This is a genomic window from Lysinibacillus sp. ACHW1.5 (assembly GCF_022014815.1).
In the GTDB taxonomy this organism is placed as follows: Bacteria; Bacillota; Bacilli; order Bacillales_A; family Planococcaceae; genus Lysinibacillus; species Lysinibacillus capsici.
On record NZ_CP091777.1, the window covers coordinates 3,362,123 to 3,387,262 of the forward strand.

Here is a 25,140-nt window from a genome sequence, read left to right on the forward strand (position 1 = left end):
CTTTGTTGTTGTCTAAATGCTCTGTACAGTACTCATCCACTGCTCATAAGCTTTTAATGCTTCTTTTTCGTAACCCAGCTGCATCGATTTCAACATCGTTTGAATGATTAATTTTTCATCTTCTGTTGAGTTTCGATTTAAACGGTCGCCATCATAAGCTGCTAATTGAAACCAGATTTTTAATGAAAGACGATTACCTGTCGTAATTAATAGTTCTCTTAAAATATCTCGACAATTAATTGTACCTTCTATTTCTAGTTTCACAAAAAAACTATCCCACACAGGTAGTGTGCGAAGAATCTCTGTACAACTTATTACGCGGATTGCTTCCATTTCATGAATTTGTCGCGTTAATTCGACATCTTTTTTTGATTTTTCATCTTCTAATATAAACATCGACAGTATTTCTACGAGCTGATGCTTATGTGTGGACGCAAGAAAAGTACCACCACCATGTCTCGTTTCAATAAGCCCTAGCAACTCTAAGCTTCGCAAAGCCTCTCTCACAGAGGATCGCCCGACACCTAGACGCTCTGATAGAACTCGTTCGGAAGGTAGCTTCTCGCCTGCTTGAATTTTTTCCATTTTAATGAGTTGACGTAGTTGTTGGACGATTTCTAAAAACACTTTTTTTTGTTCGGTTTTTTTATCCATACGACTAACTCCCCTTATCAAAAAAGTGGTCTGACCACTTTTTAACGTTGACTCTAGCTTACAAAATAACTGTGCAAAAGTAAAGAAAAAACTGCATAAAATTTAATGCAGTTTCTAATTTCTTGTTTCATTTTATATCTTTTTCGTCGTTTGCGCATGTTTTACTTTGATTTGCGGCTTGCCAAAACGTCTTTCTAAAACACCTTCAATCCATAACATTTCCTCCTCTACCAGCAGGTCTTGGACCAACTGAAAGGTTTGTGGAAAAAATGTAGTGGAAACTGTTCCAAACTCATCCTGTAGCTGAACAAAAGCCATTTGCTCACCTTTTTTCGTACGGATTTTCTTCACTTCTTCAATCAGACCAATCATTTTTATGGAGGTACCATCACGCTCCTGCTTCAACTCTCGACAGGTACTATTGATATCCGCCCAGAAGAGTCTTTCCTGTGCAACTGGATGGGTAGAAATATAAAAGCCCAAGCTCTCTTTTTCATGCATCAATTTTTCCTTCTGGGACATTGCTTCTGCCTGCATATATTTTGGTTTACCAAAACTAAATGCCATTGCTGATGCTAAATCAATATCTTCAGTTGGCCTTAAAAGTTCCGCGTGTTTCAAAGCTGCCTCAACTGTCATGATGAGGACGGCTCTATCTTTTTCTAGATAATCAAGCGCCCCAGCATATATCAATGATTCCAACACTTTTGGCTTAAAATGCTGCGCACTTAAGGCAACAGCTAGATCAAATAGGTTATTTAATACCTCTGGATTTGTTTGACGGAGTCCATGTATTTTTTCTATAAATGTATGAGGCACACCTTTAATTCCTGATAAGCTGTAGCGAATGCCTTCCTTTTCCACCGTAAAATATTTCGTACTACTTTTTAATGAAGGTGGATAAAATGGGATGCCCTTATCTTTTGCCTCATGGACAAATTGTTGAATCTTTTCTACATTTCCCGTGGCATTTGATAATAACGCTGCATAAAAGTTTTGAGGGAAATGCGCCTTTAAATAAGCCATTTGATAGGAAATAACACTATAGGCCACAGCATGACTTTTAGGGAAACCATAATCCGCAAAGCGTACAATCAGTTCGTATACTTCTTCAGCTAAACGCTGATCAAAGCCTTGGCGTAGCGCCCCCTGAACAAATGCTGTGCGTTGCTCCTCTAAAACTTGTCGATTTTTTTTACTCACTGCTCGGCGAAGCAAATCTGCCTGTCCCATTGTAAAGCCGGCCAGTACTGATGCAATTTTAATAATTTGTTCTTGATAAACGATCACACCAAAGGTCTCTTGTAAAATAGGCTCTAGCACTGGATGTGGCATCGTTACCATTTCTCTGCCAGCCTTCCGTTTTGCATAGACAGGAATAAAATCCATTGGACCTGGGCGATAAAGTGCATTTACAGCCACAATATCTAAAAAGGTTGTAGGGCAGATATCACGCAAGGCTTGCTTCATACCGTCTGATTCTAATTGAAAAATCCCCAGCGTATCCCCTCTTTGTAATAGTTGAAACGTCTTGTCATCATGCAGTGGGATTCGCTCAAATTCTATCCAAGGACCACCAGCTTTATAAATTGACCAACGTATTTGCTCTAAAATAGTAAGATTGCGCAAGCCTAAAAAATCCATTTTGACGAGACCACATGCTTCAATATCTCCCATTGGCCATTGGGTACTATAAATACCATCATGCCCTTCTTCAATCGGTACAGTATTCACTAAAGGCGATGGAGCGATGACAATACCAGCTGCATGTATAGACGAGTTTCTTGGTAGGCCCTCCAATTTTAACGCCACTTCGTACCAACGCAAATGCTTATCATTCTCCGCTAACCAGCCTTGAAAGTCCTGTGACTCTGCTACAGCTCTTTGTAATGTAATTCCCGGCTTATTTGGAATCATCTTCGAAATTTTTTCTAGTATTTCCGCATCAAAGCCAAATACTCGTGCAACATCCCTGGCAACTGCTTTTGCAGACAATGTACCAAATGTAATAATTTGTGCGACATTTGCTTTGCCATACTTTTGGGCAACATACTGAATGACTTGATGCCTTTTACTATCAACAAAATCGATATCAATATCAGGTAAGGTAATTCTTTCAGGATTTAAAAAACGTTCGAATAATAAACCATAGGCAAGTGGATCTACTTGGGTAATCGAAAGACTATATGCCACAAGCGAACCTGCTGAGGAACCACGTCCAGGTCCCGTCAAAATTCGATTTTCTTTTGCATATCGCATAAAATCCGCCACAACCAAAAAATAGTCAGCAAAGCCCATAGAGCAAATAATTTCTAGTTCATACTGTAATCGTTCATGGTAAGCACCGGGTATTGCCAGTTGCTTGAATCGCTCTTCTAATCCAGTAAATGCCTCTTTAACAAGCAAGCTTTCAGCTGTTTCACCTTCAGGTACAGGAAATTTAGGCATTTGCACAGGCATTTTTGGTAAATCAGCTTTACAGCAAGCAAGCATTTTCGTACTGGCATCAAGCCAATCTGGACGATCCGCAAACCAATTTTGCCATTCGAATGCTGTTGGGGCAAAATAGCCCTGTACATCAGCTGTTTGCATAGTATTACCAAGCTTTTCTCCTGTATCAATTGCTCTTGCTACTTCATAAGCAAAATGATCTTCTGGACGCAAGAAATAACAGCTTTGAGATGCTACAAGTGCAATAGCATGTTCTTCACACCAAGAAACGAAATCATCTTCTTGTTCAGCTTTTATCCCTCCAGGTCTAGCAATCCCCATATAGAGGTGATGGTTAAATAGTTGGACCAAAGCAGAAACCATTGCCTGCCAGTCATCTACATCTGTTAAATCGTCTGAAGAAAGTAGCGCTATACAACCTGCTGAATATCCCTCAAGCCATTTCCAAGGCAGCATATCATCTTGTCTAATTGAAATCGCACTACTAATCTTTAATAAATGTTGATAGCCCTCCTGTGTCTGCGCATACAGGACGAGGGGCAGCGTTTTATCATGCCACTGAACGTTTACCGAAAGCCCTATAACCGCATGGATATTTACTTGCTGCAATGCTTTACAAAAAGGCAAAAGCCCGTACAATTTCGTATTAACGATTGCACAGGCTTGTGTCTTTTGTTCTTGTAAAAAAGGAATCAATTGCTCAAGCCGAATTGTGCTTTTCAATAAATCCGCGCTCGTATGCATCTTTGTATATACATGTGTCAAATGAATCCCTTCCTTTTCTCTGTTAATGATACGCTTTACAAATCTCTTTTAATCTTGCAATTACGTGGTCTGCTTCTTCCCATGAATAGGCAGTAGCACCAGATGCAAGCGGATGTCCGCCACCGTTAAATTCTTTTGCTAATGTATTGATAACGGGACCCTTCGAACGTAATCGTACACGGATCTGATCCCCTTCTTCAATGAAAACAACCCATGAGCATATATCTTTAACACTGCCTAGGCAGCCTACTAATAAAGAAGCCTCAGATGGCACTGTGTCATGCTCTGCCAGTAATTCTTTTGTTAGCTTCACATACGCAGCTCCATGCTCATCCATTGTAAAGTTTTGATAAATATATCCCTGTAAATTAAGTAATTTTTGCTCCATTTCGTACATGCCATCAAATAGTTGGTTTCGATCAAAATCATATGTAATCAGATCCGCAGCAACTTTAAATGTTTTAGCTGTTGTACTTGGGAATTGGAATCTGCCTGTATCGCCCACTATTCCTGCAAATAATAAGCGTGCAGCAGCATCTGAAAGTTTCCAGTTTGCTACTTCCTTGCCCTCTTCATATAATTCATAGATCATTTCACTACAAGAGCTTGCTGTCGTGTCCACCCATAAAAGATCACCATAAGCATCATCATTTGGATGATGATCAATTTTTATCACCATTTTTCCTTTTGTGTAGCGTTGGTCGTCAACACGCTCTGTATTAGCCGTGTCAGTGACAATAACTAAAGCATTTTCATACACTTCATCCGCTATTTCATCAGGCTGTGCCATAAAAGATAAAGAAGCATCATGTTCCCCTACAGCAAAAACCTTTTTCTCAGGATAATTGGCTAAAATAATCTCTTTTAAGCCTTGCTGTGAGCCATAAGCATCAGGATCAGGACGTACATGACGATGGATAATAATGGTTTCATTGGCCTCAATTGTGTCGATGATTTGTCTTTTCACAATAATTTCCCCCAAAATGATAGTAAGAACCGTTAGCATTTTTACATAATTATCGTTACAATAATGTCTAGTTATGCTAGGAGGTTTACTATGCTCAATTTAATATTTGTGTTTGCGATTATCATATCTTTTGTTTTTTATTTTTATTTTAAAACAAAACAATTCCGTTCTCCATTACCTATTGCTAAAAACTGGTATAAAAGCAAAGCGAACATCGGCTTAGGTTCCTTAATATTGTCATTTGCTTTAAATCAAGCTTATTTATTCCCGAGCTTATTTACATTTATTATTGTAGCAATTCTTGCCGCGCTCGGCATCTTAGTTATTGTAGAAAATATAAAAAAAGCACGTCATTATGGACAATTTGTTGAGGAAGAATTCCGCATTAATCAATAATATATGTAACAAAGGGATGACCAAGCAATTGCGCTAGGCCATCCCTTTTCAATACTTAACGTTCTAATAGTTGGAACATCATCATTGCCTTACCAACAAGCATTTGTTGATTATACACTTCAAAATCCATCTTCACAAACTTACGACTCATATCTAAAATCCGAGGCTTAACAGTTAGCGTACTTTCCATTTGGACTGGTTTAATAAAGTAAATAGTCATATTCTCTGCCACTGCATCTCCACGTTTACGTCGTTTTAATGCGAATGAACCGACCTCAGCTAGTAAAGTTGTAAAAGCACCGTATGAAATTGCTCCATATTGATTAGTCATTTGTGGTGTGACTTTAAATTCAACGATGAGTTCTTCATCACCTAATACCTTCATTTCATTTTTCACTAAATCATCAATCGTTTCACCATGCTGTGGCTGTCTTTGTGCTAATTGCAACGCCTTCAGTACATCTTGACGGCTAATAACACCCTGTAAAATATTGTCGTCATCTACAATTGGTAAGAGATCAATCCCCTCCCAAATCATTCGATGCCCTGCCGAAGCGACACTCATTTTCATGGAGCCAGCAATTGGGTTTTTCGTCATTACTTTTTCAATAAGCTCGTTTTCTTCACGACCAATGACGTCTTTTACGGTAATCATACCGACCAATTTATTTTGGTGGGTAACTACAGGAAATGCACCATGGGTTGTACGTTCATTCAGCTTCTGGAAATGATGAATTGTTTCATCATTTTTTAATGCTGCAGTGTCAGTCATCGGTACATAAATGTCTTCGATAAAAAGAATATCTTTTTTAATCAATTGGTCATAGATTGCCCGGTTAATCATTGTTGCTACTGTAAACGTATCGTAGCTTGTTGAAATAATTGGTAAATCTAATGAATCTGCAAGCAACTTATTATCTTCCGTAGTATCAAAACCGCCGGTGATTAAAACAGCTGCCCCCGCTCGAAGGGCATTCTCATGTGCTTTAATACGGTTACCAACAATTAATAAGCTACCTGCATCAGTGTAACGCATCATGTCCTCTAATTGCATAGCCCCAATAACAAATTTTGTTAGTGTTTTATGTAGACCTGATTTACCACCTAAAACTTGGCCATCTACAATATTAACAATTTCTGCAAAAGTTAAGCGCTCAATATTTTCTTTCTTTTTTTTCTCAATACGAATTGTTCCAACACGTTCAATAGAACTTACTAAGCGACGATTTTCAGCTTCCTTAATTGCACGGTAAGCTGTTCCTTCACTCACTTGCATTTCCTTTGCTATTTGCCGTACTGAAATTTTATCGCCCACGGGTAGTGATTCGATGTATTGTAAAATTTTCTCATGTTTTGTAGACAAAATATCACCTATTTCCTAAGCTTCAATTCTGCTCTTAGTGTACCATATTTTTTATGAAAATATTTAATATAAAGTGATGAAATTGTTTAACTTTCCCCATCATTTCAACTACCAGCGTGGTGTCAATTCATATAGTACAGCATTACCAACGATTAGAAACAGTTTACTTTTTCGCCAGCTTTCAAAATTTGAACTTCTGTATTTTGTACTAAATCTGCAAAAATTTGTGGATCTTGCTCGATTGGTGGGAATGTATTGTAATGAATCGGTACGACAATTTTCGGCTTTAAAAACGAAACTGCACACGCTGCATCCTCTGGCCCCATTGTAAAATTATCACCAATTGGTAAGAATGCAATATCAATTGGATGTCGTTCACCAATTAGTTTCATATCACCAAAAAGAGCTGTATCGCCCGCATGATAAATTGTTAATCCTTCAATAAATAATAATAGTCCAGCAGGCATGCCCATATAAATTATTTCGTTATTTTCTGTTACATAAGAAGAGCCATGAAAGGCTTGTGTAAACTTTACTTTACCAAAGTCAAATTCCTTTGCACCACCTATATGCATCGGGTGTGTTTTTACACCTTGCCAAGAAATCCAATTAGCCAGCTCATTTGGCGCAATGACTAGCGCATCTTTTTTCTTCGCTAATTCTACTGTATCTCCAACATGATCATTATGGCCATGTGTAAGTAAAATAATATCTGGCGCTTCATCAGCCACTTTTAAGTCTGTTTGCCCATTGCCATTAATAAAAGGGTCAATTAATATCGTTTTTCCATTTGTTTGAATTTTGACAACTGAATGTCCATGATAACTTATTTTCATCTTAACATCCTCCTCGATTAACAAAGTACAGTCCAACATTTTAATTCGCTACCCATGCGCTTTTTCCCTTTTTTTGATATGCTTGTACAGAGAATAATGGTAGCATTCTCTAACAGCCTTATACCCTGTTAGAGCATAATTATTCAGTACTCGATAAGAAACCTCGCTACTTTTTTCAACAGTCGAAGCTTTCTTACGTAAAATTTCCCATGCAATAAAAGGAGGACATATTGATGTCAAAGGTTGAAGAAATCCAACGTTACTTGCAGCAAAATCATATCGATGCAGCATTCGTAACAACACCTGACAATGTTTTTTACGTTTCAGGCTTTAAAAGTAATCCACATGAAAGATTACTAGGAGTCATGATTTTTAAAGATGCGGAGCCTTTTCTAATTTGTCCACAAATGGAGATTCCAGATGCAAAGGCTGCTGGTTGGTCTTATGAGGTAATTGGTCATCAAGATACAGAAAATTCGATGGAAGTTCTTGCTCAAGCGATTGTAGCACGCCAAATCACCCCAGCTACATTTGCTATCGAAAAAGCACAACTCATTGTTGAGCGCTTGGAAGCTTTACAGCAATCTTTCCCTCAAGCTAGCTTTGTGCGTCTTGACGAAAAAATTAATGCGATGCGCGTAATCAAAGATAAAAGTGAATTAGAAAAATTACGTAAAGCTGCTGAATTGGCCGATTATGCAATTGAAATCGGTTGCAAGGAAATTGCTGAAGGTAAAACAGAAATGGAAATCCTAACAGCAATCGAAAGTGCCATTCAAGATAAAGGCTGTAAAATGTCTTTTGAAACAATGGTATTGAGTGGTCCAAAAACTGCCTCTCCTCATGGGAAGCCAGGTGCACGTAAAATTGAAAAAGGTGATATGGTACTATTTGACCTTGGCGTTATTTACGATGGCTATTGCTCAGATATTACACGTACTGTAGCTTTTGGGGAGCCTAGTGAAGCACAAAAGGAAATTTATCAAACTGTTTTAGCTGCCAATACAAATGCTGTCGCAGCAGTAAAACCAGGTGTTCGTGCGATGGACTTAGACAAAATTGCGCGTGATACAATTACAGAGGCTGGTTATGGTGAATATTTCACCCACCGCCTTGGACATGGTCTTGGTATTTCTGTGCATGAATTCCCATCTGTTACAGGTGCCAATGAGATGACGATGGAAGAAGGTATGGTCTTTACGATTGAGCCTGGCATTTATAAATCAGATGTAACAGGCGTACGTATTGAGGATGATGTTGTCGTTACAAAAGATGGCGTTGAAGTATTAACAAAATTCCCGAAAGATTTAATCATTCTATAATGCAAAAAAAGGAAGCAACTAGTGTGCTTCCTTTTTCTCTGTCTAGCAAAGTTTATTGAATTAATTCATCCACATTGACAAATGGTAGTCCTTGCGAATCTGCCACTGCTTTATAAACAAGTTGTCCATCTAATGTATTCACACCTTTTTTCAGTGCTGCATTATCAAGGCAAGCTTGTTTGTAGCCTTTGTTGGCAATTTGAAGTGCATATGGAATTGTATTATTTGTTAAAGCAATTGTAGAAGTACGTGGTACCGCACCAGGCATATTTGCAACTGCATAGTGTACAACGCCATGCTTCACATAGGTTGGATCATCATGTGTTGTCACACGGTCAGATGTTGCAAAGATACCACCTTGGTCAATTGCGATATCGACTACAACAGAGCCGGCTTGCATTGACTGAATCATTTCTTCCGATACAAGTTTCGGTGCTTTTGCGCCTGGGATTAATACCGCACCAATAACTAAATCTGAATCTTTCACTGATTCTGCAATATTATATGGATTAGACATTAATGTTTGAACATCACGTCCAAACATATCTTCTAATTGACGTAAACGTTCTGGGCTTAAATCGATAACTGTCACATCAGCACCCATACCAACAGCAATTTTTGCAGCATTTGTACCTGCAATACCACCGCCAATTACTGTCACTTTTCCACGTTGTACACCTGATACACCACCTAGTAAAATACCTTTACCAGCATGGTTTCTCTCTAAGAACTGTGCTCCAATTTGTGTAGCCATTTTACCAGCAACTTCACTCATTGGTGTTAACAAAGGTAATGAACCATTTGCTAATTGTACTGTTTCGTAGGCAATTCCTACAACTTTTTTATTTAAAAGTGCCTGAGTTAATTCAACCTCTGGCGCTAAGTGTAAATAAGTGAATAAAATTTGACCTTCGTAGAAGTAATCATACTCAGAAGCTACAGGTTCTTTTACCTTCATAATCATTTCTTGTGACCAAGCTTCTTTAGCTGTTTGAACAATATGAGCACCTGCTGCAATGTAATCAGCATCCGTAAAGCTTGAACCTAGCCCCGCTCCTGTTTCAATGTACACTTCATGTCCTGCATGTGTTAAAGTGACAACTCCTGCTGGTGTCATTGCTACTCGGTTTTCATTGTTTTTAATTTCCTTTGGAATACCAATCTTCATTGTTTCCTATCCCCTTCCATAACGTAAGAAATAAGCATCATTTATGTAACTAAACTTGATGCACCCCTTGCACTTCCATATTACCAAACAATTGCAAAAAAAGCTTTAACTAATGCAAATACAGATAAAATTTATAAGATTTCCAAATTAACAAATATTCAAACGTTGTATATCATTATAAATTACTATATTTAAAAACTAAAAAGGAGTCTAAGTAACCGTTAATGGACCTGATTCATGTGTAGTTGAAATCAATCAAAAAACGTTTACACACTGCAAATAGTGGGAATTAGATATTTATAATTAATGAACATTTCTACATGAAATGCCTTCACATTTTCATAATTTTTCTTGCGGAAAGTATTTCCTTTAGAAAATCATTTGGTATAATCAACATATACAAATCAGGGAGGTTTTTCAAATGGCTAATCATTATAAAAGCATTGTTGTTGCAGTAGACGGTTCAAAAGAAGCTGAATACGCGTTTCGTAAATCAATTGATGTTGCAAAACGAAACGAAGGTGCAGTGTTAAATCTAGTAAATGTAATCGATACTCGTTCATTTGCTGCTATCGAAGCATATGACCGTTCCATTGCAGAGCGTGCTCAAGCATTTTCTGAAGAACTATTAAATGGTTACAAAAAGCAAGCTGAAGATGAAGGTTTAACGAATGTTAATCTTATCATCGAGTATGGCTCTCCAAAAAATATCATAACAAAAGAGCTTTCTAACATCGTAGACGCAGATTTAATCATTTGTGGTGCAACTGGTCTAAATGCAGTAGAACGCTTCCTAATCGGTTCTGTATCTGAGGCAATTGTACGTTCAGCTAAATGTGACGTACTAGTTATCCGTACGCCTGAAAACTAATTTGTAATACATAAAAAGGTATCCTTATATAGGATACCTTTTTACTTGCACTCAAGAGCAATTACTTGCCCTCTTTCCACATCTTCACTTTTTCAAAGAATAGCGCAAGTGCCTGTTTATTCTGCATATTTGGTACTTTAGCTAATAGGACTTCTTTAGGTGCTTTCAATTCCTTCGATTGTTTTTGTAAAATCACAATGCTCTTCTCTAATGATTTATTCGCAAACATAGAATCAGGTAATTGAATAATCGCTTGGATCCACGCATGCTTTTGAATGTATTTGTGTAATTGCTTAGACTGCTCTGACTCAAACAGATGAGAGGGTGCAAGGAAAAATAAATAGCCGCCATCCTTTGTATAATTCATTGATTGCTCGATGAATAAATGATGGGCATAACTCATCCCCTCCGCTGGACATAATTCATAATCGAGCGCCACTTCTTCATTTGGATAATAACCTACAGGTAAATCACAAACAACGGCATCAACCGGATTGACCAATAAATCTGCTAAGGCATCTTGACGGTATAAAGAAATAGGTTGTTCTGTTAAGTCAGCAGTTGCAGCAGCAAGGCGAATAAGTAGCTCATCCACCTCTACACCTGTTGCTTCCACTTTTCCATCTAATAAATTCATAACCGTCAGTAATAAATTGCCCGTGCCTACTGCTGGGTCCATGATCGAGATCTTTTCATTTTCAAGACGCTCTGCAAAAATCTGCTCCACAAAGTAGCCCACTAATAGCCCTAACGTATCAGGAGTCATTTGATGATTCGGCTGTGAGCCTTTGCGCATCCCTTTTAAAATAGCAATTTGAATAGCTTTACGAATATCCTCTTTTGTTGCATCTTTTTGAGAAAAATCAACTTCGCCATCAAGCCATGCCTCTAACCCATCTAATAATCCTTCTAGTAACGTTATATTGTGTTCTTTTTCGATTTTTTCGGCATGCGCATTTAGCAAACCAAATAACTTTTCGATATTTTCCATATCTAACTTCCTTTCACGCAGAAAAGAGCCGTGACAAACACTTGTCACAGCCCCTTTGTCTAGTATTATCTTAGCCTAAAAGCAGCTTATTATGCTAGTGCTTTGACAGCTGCAATGGCCGCTTCATAGTTTGGATGATCTGTAGCTTCAGGTACATATTCAACATATGTTACTTTATTGTTTGCATCCACAACGAATACTGCACGTGTCAGAAGACGTAATTCTTGAATGTATACGCCATATGCCTCACCAAATGAAAGGTCGCGGTGATCTGATACAGTTTGGACTGCATCTATACCTGCTGCACCACACCAACGCTTTTGAGCGAATGGAAGATCCACAGATACTGTATAAATGACTACATTATCACCTAAGTTCGCTGCTTCCTCATTGAATCGACGTGTTTGCGCATCACATACACCAGTATCTAATGATGGTACAACACTAAATAAACGAACTTTTCCTTCTGAATCATTTAATGTTACAGGTGATAGGTCATTCGCTAATACCGTAAAATCTGGAGCCTGATCGCCCACCTTTACTTCATTTCCTACTAGTGTCACTGGACCATTTTTAAATGTTACTTGTGCCATCTAAACGCCTCCTAATCATCATATGTACATAATATTACTAAATGAAGGGAATTAATTGCAACTATGATAGCTTACATACTTAGAAATAGATAAGACTGTCTCCTAATTTGAGACAGTCTTATGTTTATTGTTCATTTTTTTCCTCTAGCTTGGCTAGGTCTATTTTTTCTTCTTGCACCGTAATTTCTACATGTTCTTCTTGTTTTGGTAATGTAGTCGGTGTTGAAGCCTTTTCAATAAAGATTTTTTCGTGCACCACTGTTGTATCGGCAAAATAATCATGTAAGCCTTGATTTTCTGGCAAAATCACTACCAAAATATACAGTGGCATAAAAATATTATTGATGATACGACCAATCCAATCACGGAATAACACATCTGACCAAGTTAACTGATCGTGCTTTAATGAAATGACACGTAATCCAAACACCATTTTCCCTAGCGTTTGTCCCAAGAACTTTGTCATCAGCACAAAATAACTATAGTAGAAAATTGCTGTAATAATAGAAATCGGCGCATACCAAACAGAATCAGATAAGGACCAATCCATTAAATAAAAGATAGGATTGACGAGTATTCCTCCTACAGCAGAAATAATGAATCCATCTAATAAAAATGCCCAAAATCGTACCCAAAAACCAGCAGTTTTTAATGCATAGTTTTTTTCATTTGCTGATTCTCCTGAAGTGTTTATATAGAAGCCATTTTCCAATGAGGGTGAACCTTGCATAACAATTTCATTGTTTGTCATTGTGCTCCCTCCTAGTATTCCCCATATAGATACATCATTTTCGGTGCGCTATAGTCCGTCATGATTTTCATTAGCATTTTTTCCTCGGCAGAGGGACCGAACATGGAGCCAATTTTCATACCTACGTATGATTGCCAGCCACCCATATCGTATGAATACTCAAATAAAGCCGCATCTTCAAGTCCATAATCCTCACGAAGAGCTGCAATGGCCGCTTCTTCATCACCAATTTCATCAATTAACCCTGCTTCAAGCGCTTTTGTACCGCCAAGAATACGACCATCTGCAACCTTCTTCACTTCTGCTTCAGACATATTACGTCCCTGCTCTACAATATCTACAAATTCTTCGTACGTTTCATTAATCATATCTTGCATCATTGCACGTTCCTCTTCTGTCACTTCACGCATTGGACTTAGCATATCTTTATGCTCTCCTGATTTAAACGTCTCAAATTTGACCCCTACTTTTTCAGCCAACTCTTGATAGTTAATAGATTGCATGATGACACCAATAGAACCTGTTATTGTATCACGATGGGCAAATATTTTATCTGCTGGTGCCGAAATATAATAACCACCTGAAGCTGCCATAGAATCCATCGATACATAAATTGGTATTTGTCGTTCTTCTTTGATTTTTAGTAGCTTTTTATAGATATCTGCAGATTCCTTTACACCACCACCTGGTGAATTAACGCTTAAGACAACACCCTGTATGGACTCATCATATAAAATATTATCCAATTGTTCTAAGAAAAATTGATGATCATAGGCAACTGGTTGCCACAATGTACTTGAGCCGATATCTTGAATCGTTCCATCTACCTTTAAATAAGCAATTCGCTTATCAAAATTTTCCCCTTCAATGACATTTTCATATACATCTAAGCTATTACCTGCCATTAAGCTATCAAAATTACCTAGGAAATCTGCTTTAAATAGCGCAAAAATGGTATTAATTCCTAACGAAAATAGTAAGAGAACACCTGCCACTACTAAAGCAACCCACCTTTTTACATTCATGTCTTTCCGCCTCCTCAACACGTAATACGTATGACTTGCCAATTTGTTTCATTTTTTTGCAATAATTAAACACAAAAAGCTTTAAGCTATGTATTTCCTCATATTACCTTACCTAAAAAAAATAAAAAAATCAAAGTCCATACCTTTGATGAACTTTGATTTTCGACATTATTTCCTAGGAAATGAATTAGAATTGGAGGTGTTTAATTTCTTGTTGTCGTAATTCGACACGTCTAATTTTCCCAGAAGATGTTTTTGGTAGTTCCTCTACAAATTCAATAGCACGTGGATATTTATAAGGAGCGGTCAATGATTTAACATGACTTTGGAGTGTTTGAATAAGCGCTCCATCACCTTTTTCACCATCGCGCAGAACAATAAATGCCTTGACAATATTTCCTCTTACTTTATCAGGGCTCGCTATAACAGCAGCCTCTTTTACAGCTGGATGCTTCATTAAAGCATCCTCTACTTCAAAAGGGCCAATTGTATAGCCTGAGGAAATAATAACATCGTCTCCTCGTCCGTCAAACCAAAAGTAGCCATCTTCATCTTTATAGGCACGATCTCCTGTAATATACCAATCCCCACGAAATTGTAAATTTGTACGTTCAGGATCATTTAAATATTTTTTAAAGAGGGCTGGTGTTTCACGATGAACAGCAATATCACCAACTTCTCCGATTGCAACGGGTTTGCCCAAATCATTAATAATTTCAACAGTGTTGCCAGGAGTAGGTTTTCCCATCGACCCAACTCTTGCGTCCATTCCTACCATTGTGCCTACCAATAATGTATTTTCTGTTTGTCCATAGCCATCTCGCACTTGTAATTTGAATGTTTCCAAGAATACTCTAATGACCTCACTATTTAATGGCTCACCAGCTGATACAGCTTGGCGAATCGCACTTAAATCATATTCATATAAATCTTCAAGCGCTGCCATAAAACGATATTCAGTTGGTGTACAGCATAATACATTGATTTTGAATCGCTCAAGCAATGCTAAATAACAAGCTGCTTCAAATTTACCTTTGTAGACAAATGCAGTAGCACCACTACCTAAAGTAGCTAGAAACGGACTCCATATCCATTTTTGCCATCCTGGTGCTGCAGTCGCCCAAACAATATCATTTTCTTGTACCCCCAACCAATGTGGTGCTGTTGTTCGTAAATGAGCATAGCCCCAACTATGCGTATGCACTGCTGCTTTTGGATTTCCTGTTGTTCCGCTTGTATAGGCTAAAAATGCATGGTCTGTACTTTTTGTTGGGATAGGATTTATGTAGGTTGTAGGTTGATTATTCATTTTTTCAAGTATGTTCTGCCAAGGTTCATGTGCATTCCCTATGACAAATTGCAGTATGTCTTGTAAATTTCCAACTTTATCGAACTGTTCAATATAGGGTTCGAATGCAATAACTGCTTTAGCATTTGCATGATGAATTCGATACTCAATATCCTTTGTTCTTAACATCTCAGAACTTGGAATAATCGTTAAACCCGCTTTCAATGCAGCAATATACACTATATATGCTTCCACTGAACGTGGTACCATCACTAAAATGACATCACCTTTCTTTAAACCTTGCTTAGTGAATACATGTGCTGCTTGATTCGCTTTTTCCAATAAATGTGCATATGTAATACATTGGATGTCTTGGTTTTCCTCATAAATAATTAAAGCATTTTTGGTTGCATCCTGAGCATATTTTTCAATTTCCTCTACTATGTTATACCATTCTGGTGCAACTAAATCTTGTCTTTTCATGGCAATTGCCCCCTTTTGTTATGACACATTATAAGACTCTTTTTTCAGCATTTTCAATGGTTTGTGCTTAATTTCGGTAAAGTCATGACAACTATCATACTCTCCTATATGGCATCGGTCACATTTTATCTATAGGAAAACTTGCTATTGAATACAACTGAAAAGTATGGTACATTTTGGTCAACTAAAAGCAAGATTGCAGGGGGACTCGTAAGAGTTGAGAAGGTAAAACCTGACCCTTTGAACCTGTTAGTTAATACTGACGTAGGGAGCAATAAACATCGTTTTCAGATGAAAGGCTCTTTTCGTGCATTTTTACACAAAAAGAGCCTTTTTTGCATGCTTACGTCCATCCCTAAAGGAGGACTACAATGATTTTTCAAACAATTCGTCAACAGCAACCACTTATCCATTGTATTACCAATTATGTAGTGGCAAATTTTCAAGCAAATGGTTTATTAGCGATAGGTGCTTCACCAGTAATGGCCGATGACTGCCAAGAGGTAGAGGAGATGGTGGCCATTGCTCAAGCATTATTAATTAATATTGGAACACTTAATGATCGCACAAAAAGTGCCATGTTATTAGCAGGCGAAAAAGCCAATAAACTTGGTATTCCTGTTATTTTAGATCCTGTCGGAGTTGGAGCCACAACTTATCGTAAGGAAACCGTAAGATACTTACTGGAAAACATACAATTTGCGGTGATTCGCTGTAATCTCGGCGAGCTAGCAGCAATAGCTGGTGTAAATTGGCAACAAAAAGGTGTCGATAGTGGTCATGGCACTATCGCTATGGAATTAGAAGCCACATCATTGGCTCAACGCTATCAATGCATTGTTATTGTCACAGGAGAACACGATTTTATAACTGATGGCAAGCATAGCCAATGGATTGCTGGTGGTCATCCACAAATGACGGAAGTAACGGGTACAGGTTGTTTACTTAGCGCAATTTGTGGCGCAGCCTATAGTGTAAGCCATAATCCTTACCAACAATTAACAGAAACACTTACTTACTATAAAAAAGCAGGTGTACTGGCATCCGCATTTACTGCAGACATTGGTGATTTTCAAATAGCCTTACTCAATGCTATACATCGCTTATCAAAGGATGGTGCAGCTTCATGCATATTGTAACAACAATCGCTGGCTCAGATAGTGGTGGTGGCGCGGGTATACAGGCTGATTTAAAAACATTTCAGGAATTAGAAGTGTTTGGTACTTCTGTTATTACTGCTCTAACTGCTCAAAATACTTTGGGTGTAACAGGTGTTTGCCCGATTGACGTTTCCTTTATAAAAAAACAATTAGAAGCCTTAGTAGAAGATTTTCCAATCGCTGCGATTAAAACAGGAATGCTTTATTCCTCAGAAATTATCACAGCAATTGCACACAAGATCAGGGAGCTAAACATTCCACTGATTGTTGATCCAGTGATGATTGCAAAAGGTGGGGAAAGCCTATTACAGCCAGAAGCTATCGATGCCTTACGCTCAACTTTATTACCACTTGCTACGGTTGTTACGCCCAATATACCCGAGGCAGAGACACTTACTGGGAGATCTATTCATCATTTTGAAGATATGAAAGAAGTAGCTCAAAGCTTGTTACAGCTAGGTGTACAATGTGTCATCATTAAAGGTGGTCATTTAGCAGATCCACTTTATGCCATTGATTACGTATTTTTAAAAAATGGGCGTTCTTTTTCGATGCAGTCTCCTCGCATCCAAACAAAAAATACGCATGGTACTGGATGTACATTTTCCGCAGCACTTACTGCTTTTCTTGGACAAGGATTTGCTCTGGAAAATGCCATTATAGAAGCTAAAAAATTTATTCAATTAGCTATTATGTATAATTTATCGATTGGAAATGGTCATGGACCCACTAATCATTTTGCTTATCAACAGCATAAGGAAGCCTGTGAGGTGATTATTCATGAAACGTGAGGATTTGCAGCTTTATTTTATTATGGGTACGAGCAATGTTCCTTCTCAAGAAGAACCTATCTATATCCTCGAAAAAGCCTTGCAAGCAGGCATTACAATGTTTCAATTTCGTGAAAAAGGTCCTCACGCATTAACGGGACTTGCCTATGAACAGTTTGCACGCCAATGTCAACAACTATGTCATCACTATAATGTGCCCTTTATCATTAATGACGATGTTGATCTAGCGATACGACTCGGAGCTGATGGTGTTCATATCGGGCAAGATGATTTACCTGTAGGTGTAGCACGTAAAAGAATTGGGAACATGATTCTTGGTGTATCTGTCCATAGCGAGGAAGAATTGCAAATAGCTATGAACCATCAAGCTGATTATGTCGGCATCGGCCCAATCTTCCCAACGTCCTCTAAAAGCGATGCTCAACCACCATGTGGCACATCTTTTTTACAGGAGGCTCATTCTCTGCATCCTGAATTACCAATTGTAGCAATTGGCGGAATAAATTTCGCAAATGCACATTCTGTATTTCAAACGGGGGTTGATGGTGTTGCGGTTATTTCAGCTATTTGTCAAAGCAAAAATGTTGATTATACAGTAGCTACATTTAAATCCCTATCTTGTATAAATAAATGATCAATAAACAAACTAAAACCAGTGCCTTTTACGGTCACTGGTTTTAAGTTTATAAATGCTTAATCAGCATTTATTGGTTGTTGTTTGGCATACCTTTTAATTGAGATTCTGCCATTTGTACAAGACGTTTAGTGATTTCACCACCAACGGAACCGTTGGCACGAGCTGAAGCTTCAGCTCCTAATTGAACACCAAATTCTTGTGCAATTTCGTATTTCATTTGATCTAGTGCTTGTTGTACACCAGGTACTGCAAGCTGGTTTGAACTACGGTTGTTGTTTGAAGCCATGTTTCTCACCTCCTTGTGAATATAGAATGTGCGATATTAGATTTTTAATACAAAAAATTTAGAGGTAAATTGTACCTCTATTGGAATAACGCTATCCATACAAAAAAGCCGTCTCAAAATGGGCTTTGAGACGGCTTTTAAATCCTTATAGTAGATCTGCAAATTTATCTTGCTGTTCCTCTTTCTTAGGGAAAATATAGACCTCGCGATTCTTCACTGCTCGCTCGATCAATTCATCAAAGTCAGAGAAGCTTTCATAATGCTCAACCTTTTCAAGCTTCGGTTTTGTTTTTGGACTAGCTGGTGTAAAAATCGTGCAGCAATCTTCAAATGGCTGTATAGATGTTTCGTATGTGCCGATTTTTTCCGCAATATCAATAATTTCTAATTTATCTGTTGAAATCAGTGGACGAAGGATAGGTGTATTTGTTACTGCGTTTATTGCTGTTAAGCTTTCAAGCGTTTGACTCGCTACTTGTCCAAGACTTTCACCCGTTACAATAGCAAGTGCACCAATTTCCTCACGCACCTGATCAGCAACCTTCAACATCATTCGGCGAGTTGTCGTCATCGATACATTAGAAGGTACTTTTTCTTTAATAAGAACTTGTATTTCAGTAAAAGGAATGACATGCAAACGAATACTAGCACCAAATTTTGTTAATTCATTGGCAAGCACTTTAACCTTTTCCAATGAATTTTGGCTTGTATAAGGTGGACTAAAGAAGTGAATAGCCTCTAATCGCACACCACGCTTCATCATTAAATAACCAGCAACAGGGCTATCAATACCACCAGATAGCATTAATAAAGACTTGCCATTTGATCCTACTGGCATTCCACCTGCACCAGGTAAGACTTGTGCCATCATATAAGTTGCATCATGGCGAACTTCTACACGTAGCTCAATATCAGGCTGCTTCACTTTAACAGATAAATTTTGAAATTGCGGTAAAACATAGCCACCGATCTCACGTTGGATGGCATGAGATTCTAAAGGAAATGTTTTATCAGTACGTTTTACCTCTACTTTAAATGTATGGGGCTCGTCTTTAAATGTCTCCATAATCGTGATAGCGAGCTTTTTCATACTGTCCATATCTTTTTCGCATGCAGCGACAGGACTAAATGATTGAATACCAAAAATTTTAGGTAAACCTGTAATTAGCATTTGCATTTGTGCTTCGTCTTCTATGGCAATAAACATACGGTCACGTTCTGTGCGAATATGCAGTTGTCCTAAATCTGCAAAGGCATGACGAATATTTTCACGTAAACGGCGGATAAAATCCATTTTGTTGCGACCTTTTGTAGAAAGCTCACCATATCTAATTAAAATTTCTTTCCAAATCATTTACTTATTTTCTCCTTTGAGTTCCAACATTACTTCTGCTAGTACTTGTTTAAAGTTTTCTATATCTTCTATTGTGTTATGTGCGCCAAAGCTAAGGCGAATCACGCCTTTTTTATAATGCTCATCAAGGTGAAGCGCCTCGACGACATGACTTGTTTTCGTTTGCTTGGAAGAACATGCACTTGATGTCGACACAATGACACCACGTTTTTGCATAGCATTAATAATGACTTCCCCTTTTAAATCACGAACACTAAATGACACAATATGCGCAGCTCCCTGTGGGGTTGATAAAACATGGACTGCTTCGCCATAACTTTCTAGCTGAGTTCGGATTTCATCATGCCATTGACGGTATTTTTTTGTGCGTTCATTCATGGTTTCAACAGCAAGTCGAGCCGCTTTCGCTAAAGCAACAGCTTGCGGAACTGCTACAGTACCACTACGCATACCAAATTCCTGACCTCCACCAAGAGCAAAAGGCTGCCATCTTATGGGTTTACGGAATGCTAACACTCCTGAGCCTTTAAAGCCATGAATTTTATGGCCAGAGATAGAAATACAGTCAGGTCCTTCTTCTTTAAAGGATATTGCTAATTTTCCAAAGCTTTGCACAGCATCAACATGAAAGACAGCACGACTCATTTCATGAATCATTTTTGCTGCTTCCTTTATAGGCTGAATTGCACCCATTTCATTATTCACATGCATGATGCTAACTAAAATTGTTTCTTTTCGTATTTTAGTACGAAGCTCATCTAGAGAAATCACACCATTTCGATCGACATGAAGATATTCAACATTATAGCCTTCTTTTTCAAGTTGTTTCATTGTTTCTAACACTGATGGATGTTCGATTTCAGTCGTTAAAATATGCTTTCCTATATGCGTATTACTACGTGCTATGCCAAAAATAGCTGCATTATTTGATTCTGTACCACCTGAAGTAAATAGCACATTTTTTGCCTCTGTCTGCAAAATATCTGCTACTTGCTCACGCGCACGTATTAATAAATCATTTGCTTCAACACCCATAGCATGGATGGAAGCAGGGTTGGCATAATACTGCTCATTCACAACCATAAATGCTTGCATAACCTCTTTTAAAGGCTTAGTTGTTGCACTATTATCTAAATAAATTGTATTAACCATAACTTTTCACACACTTTCAAAACGTTGATTTAACGGTATTTATCATAACGCAATCTTTGGCGATTGACCACTAACTTTAACGATTATTTAATTTTTAATTGAATCCTACATTTTTTTCACCATCGTGACAAACTCTGTTGGTGTACTAAATTCAATTGCTTTAACAAAACCAAATTTTTCATAAAGATGGATTGCTCTCTTATTAAATAGGGCAACAGTTAAACGTAATGGCAGCTGATGTTCTTCCTGAACTGTTTGAACAATAAACGAAAAAAATGCCGTTCCTAATCCTTGACCCGTTAGATTTGGCTTCAACCCAATTCCAATATCTATACAGTATTCTTCATACGCACCAACACCTTTCCCTTTTGGCACTTGGGCTGCTTTACCTGTACAATAATAGCCAATTAATTCACTATGATTATTAAAGATCGCAAAGTAAGGATTATCAAGCATTTCTTGTATATTTTCACCCGATAATTCATTATTGTAAAAATCGTAAGGTGTTACATATTGCCATTGTAAAATTTCACTTACGAAATGTTCATTCATTTTTTTGATCGACAGTTTCATACTGAATCACATCCTAATCTAAGCAATAAATAGAAAGCTGTCTAAAAAGTAATCGCTATACTTTTTAGACAGCTCAAAAATTTTTTTGAATTATTTTGCTATGAAATCTTCGGCAACCATTTCTTGAATACGCTTTAAGGCACCCGGCTCCATTTCTTCCACTGCTGTACCTGCTTCTTCTAAAGCCTTTGCATAACGGAATTGATGGAAAGCCTCTTCTGCTTCTCTTAAACGTCCGTTCAATTTTGGGTTCGATGCGCGATGGCGATTACCGTATTGAATAATACGCTCAATGAGCATCACATTTTCGATTAACTCATGTGCCTTTACTCTAACATCCTCTACACAGAGTGTAGCTGCATTTAGATTATTATGAACAGTACCCATATTAAGTGGTACTTCTTGCAAGCTTTGCATGACAACATAGATGTGCTCTGCTGCCTCATCGAGTCGTGCATCCATCTCCTCAGGAATTCCTGGAATATTTGCCTTGTTCAATAAACGGTCAGTATCCTGTAATATTTTCTTTAAGTTTTCGACTTGAGCGCGTGCTTTATTTTCGTCTATTCGAAGTTTCTTCATTGTATTCGATAGATGACCTTGTTCTTCATGAATTCGTTCAAGCTCTTCACTAATTTCGATTAACTCTTCCTGTAAGCTAGAATAAGCCGATTTTTCTTCCCTGACACGCATAGCTAATAGATCATAGCGACGTTGCAGCGCTTCCAATTGTTTTAAAGCGGCTTTTGGAATTTCGGCATCCTTTTCATTTAAATGATAACTTTGCTGTACATAAGTTGCCTCGTCATTCACTAATTTTGTTGAAGAAATGACATTGGTAATAGAGCTTAATAAACGGTCACAATTTTGATCTACATAATTTTTAGCAATAACCTCTTTTTCAAGTAAATCATAAAAATGATCGATTTCTTCATTTATTTCTGTGACACGAGGTTTAACAACTTTTAAATTCAGCTCTGCAAGTTCGAGTTTTAATGCATCAAATTCTTTTTCATATTTATTCAGTGCATCTGTCAATTCTAAATGCTGTAAATAGTAAGATTGGTCTTCCATTTCACGCTGACCATTACGCAATTCCTGCACCGCACCTGGTAGCTTTACTTGAATTTCCGTTAAGATGGTTGGAACATCATTAATATATTCGAATGTCTGCTGTGATTCTTGATTTAAGCTAATGACAATTTCTCGCGCTTGCAAATAATTACCTTCATTTGTTAGGACATCGAACTCTTCAAATTTTTGAACAAATGTCTCTAGCTTCTTCTCTAATGCAGGTAATGCTACACCGAATGAATGCTGATGAGCCAGCAATGTCTTTCTTGCAGAGCGATAGTATTCTTTTAATTGTTCGATTTCAATTCGATTTTTTTCTTCGCTGCCAATTAATTCATTCAGTTCTTCTAAAATTTTATTTTTATCTTGGTCGCATTTCTCAATGTAATCTTCAATTTCACGTTCTATTAAAGTTGCCCTTTTAAAACGAAGTCGATTAATTTGATCCTCAGCATCAAATAGGAGAGAATCGATTTTAGTCATATGTACGTCGATGACTTCATCCCAAGTATTGCGCCATCGTTCAAACATTTCTTCCGTTTCACCGTTCATGTTTAAAGATTTTACTTTTGAAATTTCTTCATTTATAGGATTATGTTGTATTTGTAATTTTTCATTTTCTAGTTTTGCAATAATTGCAACATGTTTTCTTCGCATCATAAATCCTACTATGGCTAAAATTAATAGTAGGATAATCGGAATGATGATATACTCCATCGTAAGCCTCCTATTCTACAATAAACGAATTGGCTAGTTGTATTTATTATATACTATGTTTTCGCCTTTTGTACTAAAATTTAAGTGTTTTTCAGAAAACTGTATTTTCGCTATTGTGAAATATTTAAATAGCGTATCTATAGAGCTAAAGGAGTGGTAAATTATGAAACGTGATGGGCATATACATAGTCCTTTTTGTCCACATGGCACTACGGACTCATTCAAGCAATATATTGAAAAAGCAATTTCTCAACATTTCACAGATATAACATTTACAGAACACGCCCCATTGCCCAAAAGTTTTGTCGATCCAACCCCGCAACAAGATAGTGGCATGAATCCTGATGATCTCATGTCTTACATTGAAGAATTGCAACATCTGCAACAACAGTATGCACAAGATATTCGTATCCGCATCGGACTAGAAGTTGACTACATCCAAGGCTACGAACAAGAAACTCGTCAATTCCTTGATACCTATGGACATCTTTTAGATGACGCTATTTTATCAGTCCATTTTTTAAAATGGCAAGATACCTTTGTATGTATCGACTTTTCTTCTGAATGCTTTATTGATTTTTCTAAAAAAGTTGGCTCTGTTGAACAGGTATATGATTTATATTATGATACTGTCCTACAATCGATTAGAGCAGATCTTGGTCCATACAAACCAAAACGGATTGGGCACCCATCACTTATTCATAAATTCCAACTAGCGCACAACGAAAAAATCAATGACACCCCACGTATCAAAGAAGTATTAGACAGCATGAAATTCGCGGGCTATGAATTAGATTTAAATAGTGCTGGTTTAAGTAAACAATATTGTCAGGAGCCTTATCCACCATTTGCTCTTATCAATTATAGTCAAACTATTAAACTACCATATGTATTTGGTTCAGATGCACATTGCACAGAAGATTTACATCAACACTATAATGTTATATTACCAATATAAATAACTTTTAAACGAGGTGCTTAATATGTTTACACAAATTAATTACGAAGGATCAATTGCTGACCAATATCTGACATTATCAAAACAATTGGATGCACTATTAACTGGTGAAACCAACCAAATCGCCAATTTAAGTAATGCCTCTGCCCTGTTAAATCAATTTTTAACGAACATTAACTGGGTTGGTTTTTATCTCTTGCAGGATAATGAACTTGTGTTAGGGCCATTCCAGGGTCTTCCTGCCTGTGTTAGAATTCCTATTGGGCGTGGTGTTTGTGGTACAGCTGTGGCAACAAGAGAAACCGTTGTTGTAAAAGATGTACATGATTTTCCAGGGCATATTGCCTGTGATGCTGCATCGCAGTCTGAAATTGTTATACCGCTAATAAAGCAAGGTGAAATTATTGGTGTGTTAGATATCGATAGCCCTATCGTGAATCGATTTTCAGAGCAAGATCGTAATGGCCTAGAGGCTTTTGTTAAAACACTCCTTAATCATTTATAATACAATATT

General features: G+C 37.6%; 24 protein-coding genes and 1 riboswitch. Of the genes, 8 read left to right on the forward strand and 16 right to left on the reverse strand.

Going from position 1 to position 25,140, the window contains the following annotated elements; translation table 11 throughout:
- Positions 1-12: 12 nt before the first annotated feature.
- From L6W14_RS16850 to L6W14_RS16860, 3 genes are all read right to left on the reverse strand, one after another.
- Positions 13-654 carry a FadR/GntR family transcriptional regulator gene (locus tag L6W14_RS16850; RefSeq protein WP_048393566.1) on the reverse strand — a complete coding sequence of 214 codons (642 nt, stop codon included), beginning with the start codon at positions 652-654 and terminating at the stop codon, positions 13-15.
- 132 nt (positions 655-786) lie between these two features.
- Positions 787-3,870, reverse strand: coding sequence for a DNA polymerase III subunit alpha (dnaE, locus tag L6W14_RS16855; RefSeq protein WP_237898455.1), 3,084 nt, complete (start codon positions 3,868-3,870; stop codon positions 787-789).
- Between the two features lie 22 nt (positions 3,871-3,892).
- A complete protein-coding gene (locus L6W14_RS16860) occupies positions 3,893-4,837 on the reverse strand; it encodes a DHH family phosphoesterase (RefSeq protein ID WP_131521342.1) in 945 nt (314 codons plus the stop codon).
- A gap of 90 nt (positions 4,838-4,927) precedes the next feature.
- Here L6W14_RS16860 and L6W14_RS16865 point away from each other — a divergent pair, with 90 nt between their 5' ends.
- Positions 4,928-5,233: a YtpI family protein gene (locus L6W14_RS16865; RefSeq protein WP_048393558.1), complete on the forward strand. Its 306-nt coding sequence runs from the start codon at positions 4,928-4,930 to the stop codon at positions 5,231-5,233.
- A gap of 55 nt (positions 5,234-5,288) precedes the next feature.
- On the opposite strand, the gene L6W14_RS16870 is transcribed toward L6W14_RS16865, so the two are convergent.
- Together L6W14_RS16870 and L6W14_RS16875 are read right to left on the reverse strand one after the other, a co-directional pair.
- Positions 5,289-6,596 carry a DRTGG domain-containing protein gene (locus L6W14_RS16870; protein ID WP_004226205.1) on the reverse strand — a complete coding sequence of 436 codons (1,308 nt, stop codon included), beginning with the start codon at positions 6,594-6,596 and terminating at the stop codon, positions 5,289-5,291.
- A gap of 152 nt (positions 6,597-6,748) precedes the next feature.
- Entirely contained in the window at positions 6,749-7,432 is a 684-nt protein-coding gene (locus tag L6W14_RS16875) for a metal-dependent hydrolase (protein WP_131521341.1), read from the reverse strand.
- A 233-nt stretch (positions 7,433-7,665) separates the two neighbouring features.
- Here L6W14_RS16875 and L6W14_RS16880 point away from each other — a divergent pair, with 233 nt between their 5' ends.
- The gene (locus tag L6W14_RS16880; protein ID WP_131521340.1) at positions 7,666-8,754 is read left to right on the forward strand and encodes a M24 family metallopeptidase; all 1,089 of its coding nucleotides are present in this window, start codon (positions 7,666-7,668) and stop codon (positions 8,752-8,754) included.
- A gap of 52 nt (positions 8,755-8,806) precedes the next feature.
- Here L6W14_RS16880 and ald read toward each other — a convergent pair whose 3' ends face one another.
- On the reverse strand, positions 8,807-9,922 hold the full coding sequence (ald, locus tag L6W14_RS16885; protein WP_004226195.1) for an alanine dehydrogenase: 1,116 nt from the start codon (positions 9,920-9,922) through the stop codon (positions 8,807-8,809).
- Between the two features lie 421 nt (positions 9,923-10,343).
- On the opposite strand from ald, the gene L6W14_RS16890 reads away from it, so the two are divergent.
- Positions 10,344-10,793: a universal stress protein gene (locus L6W14_RS16890; RefSeq protein ID WP_004226191.1), complete on the forward strand. Its 450-nt coding sequence runs from the start codon at positions 10,344-10,346 to the stop codon at positions 10,791-10,793.
- Between the two features lie 61 nt (positions 10,794-10,854).
- Here L6W14_RS16890 and L6W14_RS16895 read toward each other — a convergent pair whose 3' ends face one another.
- From L6W14_RS16895 to mbcS, 5 genes are all read right to left on the reverse strand, one after another.
- Positions 10,855-11,784: a class I SAM-dependent methyltransferase gene (locus L6W14_RS16895; protein WP_237898457.1), complete on the reverse strand. Its 930-nt coding sequence runs from the start codon at positions 11,782-11,784 to the stop codon at positions 10,855-10,857.
- An 89-nt stretch (positions 11,785-11,873) separates the two neighbouring features.
- Entirely contained in the window at positions 11,874-12,377 is a 504-nt protein-coding gene (gene tpx, locus L6W14_RS16900) for a thiol peroxidase (protein ID WP_131521338.1), read from the reverse strand.
- Between the two features lie 124 nt (positions 12,378-12,501).
- The gene (locus L6W14_RS16905) at positions 12,502-13,128 is read right to left on the reverse strand and encodes an RDD family protein (RefSeq protein WP_237898459.1); all 627 of its coding nucleotides are present in this window, start codon (positions 13,126-13,128) and stop codon (positions 12,502-12,504) included.
- An 11-nt stretch (positions 13,129-13,139) separates the two neighbouring features.
- Complete coding sequence (sppA, locus tag L6W14_RS16910; RefSeq protein ID WP_131521336.1) at positions 13,140-14,153, reverse strand: signal peptide peptidase SppA; 1,014 nt, start codon at positions 14,151-14,153, stop codon at positions 13,140-13,142.
- Positions 14,154-14,340: 187 nt separating this feature from the next.
- Positions 14,341-15,924, reverse strand: a complete 1,584-nt coding sequence (gene mbcS, locus L6W14_RS16915; RefSeq protein ID WP_131521335.1) for an acyl-CoA synthetase MbcS — start codon at positions 15,922-15,924, stop codon at positions 14,341-14,343.
- Positions 15,925-16,114: 190 nt separating this feature from the next.
- Positions 16,115-16,212: riboswitch (TPP riboswitch) on the forward strand.
- An 83-nt stretch (positions 16,213-16,295) separates the two neighbouring features.
- Between mbcS and thiM the strand changes: the two genes are divergently transcribed.
- Genes thiM through thiE form a run of 3 tightly spaced genes read left to right on the forward strand, consistent with a single transcriptional unit; the run spans position 16,296 to position 18,509 of the window.
- Positions 16,296-17,063, forward strand: a complete 768-nt coding sequence (gene thiM, locus L6W14_RS16920) for a hydroxyethylthiazole kinase (protein WP_131521334.1) — start codon at positions 16,296-16,298, stop codon at positions 17,061-17,063.
- Positions 17,051-17,875, forward strand: a complete 825-nt coding sequence (thiD, locus tag L6W14_RS16925) for a bifunctional hydroxymethylpyrimidine kinase/phosphomethylpyrimidine kinase (RefSeq protein WP_131521333.1) — start codon at positions 17,051-17,053, stop codon at positions 17,873-17,875. The genes thiM and thiD overlap by 13 nt, the downstream gene beginning before the upstream one ends.
- Positions 17,865-18,509: a thiamine phosphate synthase gene (gene thiE, locus L6W14_RS16930; RefSeq protein ID WP_131521332.1), complete on the forward strand. Its 645-nt coding sequence runs from the start codon at positions 17,865-17,867 to the stop codon at positions 18,507-18,509. Before thiD ends, thiE begins: the two co-directional genes overlap by 11 nt.
- A gap of 70 nt (positions 18,510-18,579) precedes the next feature.
- On the opposite strand, the gene L6W14_RS16935 is transcribed toward thiE, so the two are convergent.
- The 5 genes from L6W14_RS16935 to ezrA all read right to left on the reverse strand — a co-directional run bounded on the left by L6W14_RS16935 (position 18,580) and on the right by ezrA (position 23,668).
- Positions 18,580-18,798 (reverse strand): alpha/beta-type small acid-soluble spore protein, encoded by a 219-nt coding sequence (locus L6W14_RS16935; protein ID WP_004226165.1) that lies wholly within the window; start codon positions 18,796-18,798, stop codon positions 18,580-18,582.
- Between the two features lie 145 nt (positions 18,799-18,943).
- Positions 18,944-20,152, reverse strand: a complete 1,209-nt coding sequence (thiI, locus tag L6W14_RS16940; protein ID WP_131521331.1) for a tRNA uracil 4-sulfurtransferase ThiI — start codon at positions 20,150-20,152, stop codon at positions 18,944-18,946.
- Entirely contained in the window at positions 20,153-21,304 is a 1,152-nt protein-coding gene (locus L6W14_RS16945) for a cysteine desulfurase family protein (protein WP_131521330.1), read from the reverse strand. It abuts the gene before it with no gap.
- Between the two features lie 105 nt (positions 21,305-21,409).
- Positions 21,410-21,877, reverse strand: a complete 468-nt coding sequence (locus L6W14_RS16950; protein ID WP_131521329.1) for a GNAT family N-acetyltransferase — start codon at positions 21,875-21,877, stop codon at positions 21,410-21,412.
- Positions 21,878-21,967: 90 nt separating this feature from the next.
- Positions 21,968-23,668, reverse strand: coding sequence for a septation ring formation regulator EzrA (gene ezrA, locus L6W14_RS16955; RefSeq protein ID WP_131521328.1), 1,701 nt, complete (start codon positions 23,666-23,668; stop codon positions 21,968-21,970).
- A gap of 163 nt (positions 23,669-23,831) precedes the next feature.
- On the opposite strand from ezrA, the gene hisJ reads away from it, so the two are divergent.
- Together hisJ and L6W14_RS16965 are read left to right on the forward strand one after the other, a co-directional pair.
- Positions 23,832-24,626, forward strand: coding sequence for a histidinol-phosphatase HisJ (gene hisJ, locus L6W14_RS16960; RefSeq protein ID WP_131521327.1), 795 nt, complete (start codon positions 23,832-23,834; stop codon positions 24,624-24,626).
- A gap of 25 nt (positions 24,627-24,651) precedes the next feature.
- Complete coding sequence (locus tag L6W14_RS16965) at positions 24,652-25,131, forward strand: GAF domain-containing protein (protein ID WP_131521326.1); 480 nt, start codon at positions 24,652-24,654, stop codon at positions 25,129-25,131.
- The last annotated feature ends 9 nt before the right edge of the window (positions 25,132-25,140 follow it).